This is a genomic window from Flavobacterium circumlabens (assembly GCF_004345565.1).
In the GTDB taxonomy this organism is placed as follows: domain Bacteria; phylum Bacteroidota; class Bacteroidia; order Flavobacteriales; family Flavobacteriaceae; genus Flavobacterium; species Flavobacterium circumlabens.
Window position 1 is genome coordinate 1 of the sequence record NZ_SLWA01000027.1, and the last position, 3,753, is coordinate 3,753.

The 3,753-nt window shown below is 37.1% G+C and carries 2 protein-coding genes; one reads left to right on the top strand and one right to left on the bottom strand.

What is annotated here, in order from left to right; all coding sequences use genetic code 11:
* Positions 1 to 1,628, bottom strand: a 1,628-nt coding sequence (locus tag EV142_RS23880) for a T9SS type A sorting domain-containing protein (RefSeq protein WP_132038357.1), incomplete at its 3' end; no start/stop codon positions are given.
* An 806-nt stretch (positions 1,629 to 2,434) separates the two neighbouring features.
* Between EV142_RS23880 and EV142_RS23885 the strand changes: the two genes are divergently transcribed.
* Positions 2,435 to 3,753: IPT/TIG domain-containing protein (locus tag EV142_RS23885; protein WP_132038358.1), on the top strand; the 1,319-nt coding region annotated here is incomplete at its 3' end.

Consider the following 3,753-nt stretch of genomic DNA (forward strand, 5'->3'; position numbering starts at 1 on the left):
GTTTTTACATCGGTTTTGATATCGATGATGTAGATGCCTTCAGCGTATTTACTCAGATCTATTGGCACTGTCCTGCTGCTGATGCTGAAGTGCTGCAGGATGCGTCCGCTGATATCGACCAACGTGGCGGTTCCTTCCTTAAAATCATAACCGATAATAACATTGGTGTACGTTGCGGCAGGATTGGGCATGGCTTCCATACTGGCTTTTACTTTTTCGGCCTTGGTTTTGTCCTTTAGTTTGACCACCCAGAAATCACTGGCTCCTATGTTCGAGTTTTTGTCTTTAGAGGAATTGGAGTCTGAGGTTCCGGCCATTAAATACCCTCCGTCGCGGGTCTCTATCAGCTTTCTCAGGATGTCCTCGCCGCCGCTTCCTATGGTTTTACTCCAGAGTTCTTCGCCTTTGTCATCTATCTTCAGGGCGATATAATCATTGATTCCGTCTTTCTCTTTGCTGATCCCGGCTTTGCCTGCCAGATCGCTCAGCAAAGAGCGTTTGCTTTCGGTTTTGGCATGTCCTCCTATTAAATAGGTTTTATCGGTATTGACTACCAGGGAGGTCAGGATATCGGTTTTGCCAAAGTCATAGGTTTTGCTCCAGACTACGCCGCCTTCTTTATCTAATTTTAGCACCCAGCAATCAGTACCATTGCTTACAATTCCTCCCAGGGAGGTTAACGGGTTTCTGCTGTTTGAATTTCCGCCCAGAATATAGCCCTCATCACTGGTCTGATGAATGACATAAGGCTGATCGTCACCCTCTGCTCCGTAGGTATCCTGCCACTGAATTTCTCCTGTATCTGTTATTTTAAGGATCCAGTAATCTCCCATGCCTTTGTTGGCTGCTGTTTTTTCTCCGGATACGGGTGAATTGGAATAACCGGCCAGAATGTAACCGTTATCGGAAGTCTGTTCCATGCTTTTTAAAAGATCGGCGTATTGTCCGCCATAGGTTTTTTGCCATTCGATCACCCCGTCTTTGTTTAGTTTTACCACCCAGTAATCCATATTGCCCCTGCTTTTCTCCGATTTGCTGTACAGGTCTGCTTTTGTGGTGGTGGTTCCTTTTGCGGCAGGTACTGGTGTATTGGGTAGTACAGACGCACTGGAGCTGGAAGAACCTCCTAAGATATAACCGCCGTCTCTGGTCTGAAAGGCGCATAATAACTCATCCGTACCACTGCCGCCTATTGTTCTTTGCCATTGCTCTACTCCTGCAGCTGTTAATTTGATAACCCAAAAATCGGTAAGGCCTTTGCAGTCTTCGTTTTTCTGAAAAGCATTTCCCGAGCTTGAGGTGCCTGCCAGAACAAATCCCCCATCGATGGTGGATTGTACACTCTGCAGTAAATCGAAACCGGTTCCTCCAAAGCTTTTTTGCCAGTCCAGATTTCCCGTTTCATCCATTTTCCAGATCCAGTAATCCAGGTCTCCCAGATTATTGTCTGTTTTATTTCCGGTTTTATCAGACAGGGAACTTCCTGCCAGAATAAAACCATAATCAGCCGTTGGCTGGGCATCAAAAAGATAATCGGCATGTTTTCCGCCATAGGACTTTTCCCAAAGGACATCCTGGGAATGGGCGAAATAAGATGTAAAAAAAATTAGAAAGTATAGTTTTTTCATAAATTTATGTGGGCTATTAAACTGTGGCAAATGTAAATCATAGAGCGGTGAAAAAAAATAAAGTTTCAGTTATTCACTTTAATATAATAAAGACTGCAACAGGCAATAAAAGCAACCTTATATAATTTAACGCATTATAAATTCACTTTTCCCTTGGCATTAACCAAATCACGTATTTGTACCTAGACTTTTACTTACAATAAATACTGATTTTTAATAATCAAGATATAATTTTCAGGAATTATTTTCAATAAAATGGTGGGAAGTCCCTACAGAAATTGCAAATGTTAATTTAAACTATACTTTTATTAGTATTTCTTTTTCCCGACTTGTAATTGTATATAGCAGTTTGTTTTTATCTGATTTCCAATATCAGCACATTTTGCAATTATAACTAAGCATTATTAAAATTTATTTTAAAAGTTACTTGATAGCAGTTTTACAATCAGGTTTTGGTAAATCATGCTTTACCGTATTTCGAAAAAAGGATTATTTTTCATGTTCATTTTAATTTTAGTAAATTGCTATTAGCATCGTATTTCGCTATTAACTTCCTTGTATCTACTATTAAAATTCCCCATAAACTTTGCATAATGCCCGGCTTAAACTATATTTTAAAGTTTTTTTTTTAAATACGGGAACCCGCAAAGTTTTACAAAGAGAATATTCTAGATTTGCAATAAAATTATTTGATATGTGTACAAAAAAATTTGACAAGCTAAAATTTAAATTTATTTCGTCATAGCTAAATAAAAAATCCACCTTATAAATATTTTTCTATTCGACAATTAACCCAAAAATTAAAAATGAAAAAAAGAATTGCATTAATCATTTTAATACAACTATCACTATTATTGAGTAATTGTAGCTCAGATGCAGAAGACAAATCAACTCCTGCTCCACCGTCTGAAATTACAAAAGCAGCGAAAATAATCTCCTACAGCAAAAATTATGGAACTACAGGAGAAACGGTAACAATGAAAGGAGAAAATTTCACAGAGCAAGTAAGTGATATAAAAATAACATTTGATGGTGTGCCTGCAACAATTCTTTCAGCCACGACTTCAGAGATATCATTTGTGTTACCATCAGTAGAAAAACTAGTGCCAACATTGGTTTTAACCATCCTAAACAGGACAATAATAAACAATGTAAAAAACAATTACAACAGCAGCATTGGTATTGCCCCAGCTCCTTCATCTGCAGCGTGGTATACCATTCCCATTGACAGGAAAAATGAAACTGGAATATATCGCATTCAAATGATCAATGATAAGGTTTTATACTACAACACCGGTCTCAATGGTGATGTTTTTAGAACCTTAGATGGAGGTATAACATGGATAAGGTGGGCTTTAAATTCGAGTATGGCAGGATTTCACGCTACAGTAAATGATGAAGGATGGTGTCATACCGGTTTTGGAATCTCAAAAATAACTGCAGGAGGATATCTTGGCATTGAACGATTTGGAAATTTTGACAACAACCCAAATTTAATACCTACTCCTTTTTGCATCTATGTAGATACCAATTTGAAAAATGGAACAATTGTTTCAGAACATGGCATTGTATTATCAACGATAAATGGAATTGATTTTGATAAAACTTATGAGGTCGAGGTACTACACTCTAGTTATATTGAACTTGCCAGCTCAGCGGAATTTGACAATGATCATATTTGGGCTGTTGGTTATAAAAGAGTAGCAGATAAAGACGGAATATTAGGAGAACGACCTTTTATTTTGTACAAAAATAATGCAACGGATGGCTGGAAAGAATATCAATTTGTAAATGAGCCATCAGATTATTATGCTCGGGAAATTTGTTTTACAGATTTTTCAAATGGTTTTCTTTTAATAAAAAACTATATAACTTTTGATACTAAGATATATAAAACCAGTAATGGAGGAAACTTATGGTCGCAAGTTTACAATGGAGAAAAATTTACGAAATTCACATTTAAAGATGCAAACACAGGTTGGGCAATTCAAGATAATAAAATCTACAAAACAATAAATGGTGGAAGCGTGTGGACCCTCGAGTACACTCATGATCAACCAATCAAAAATATTTCATATAAAAACAATGTAGTTTGGGCATTCTCTAGTGAAAAAATAATTAAACG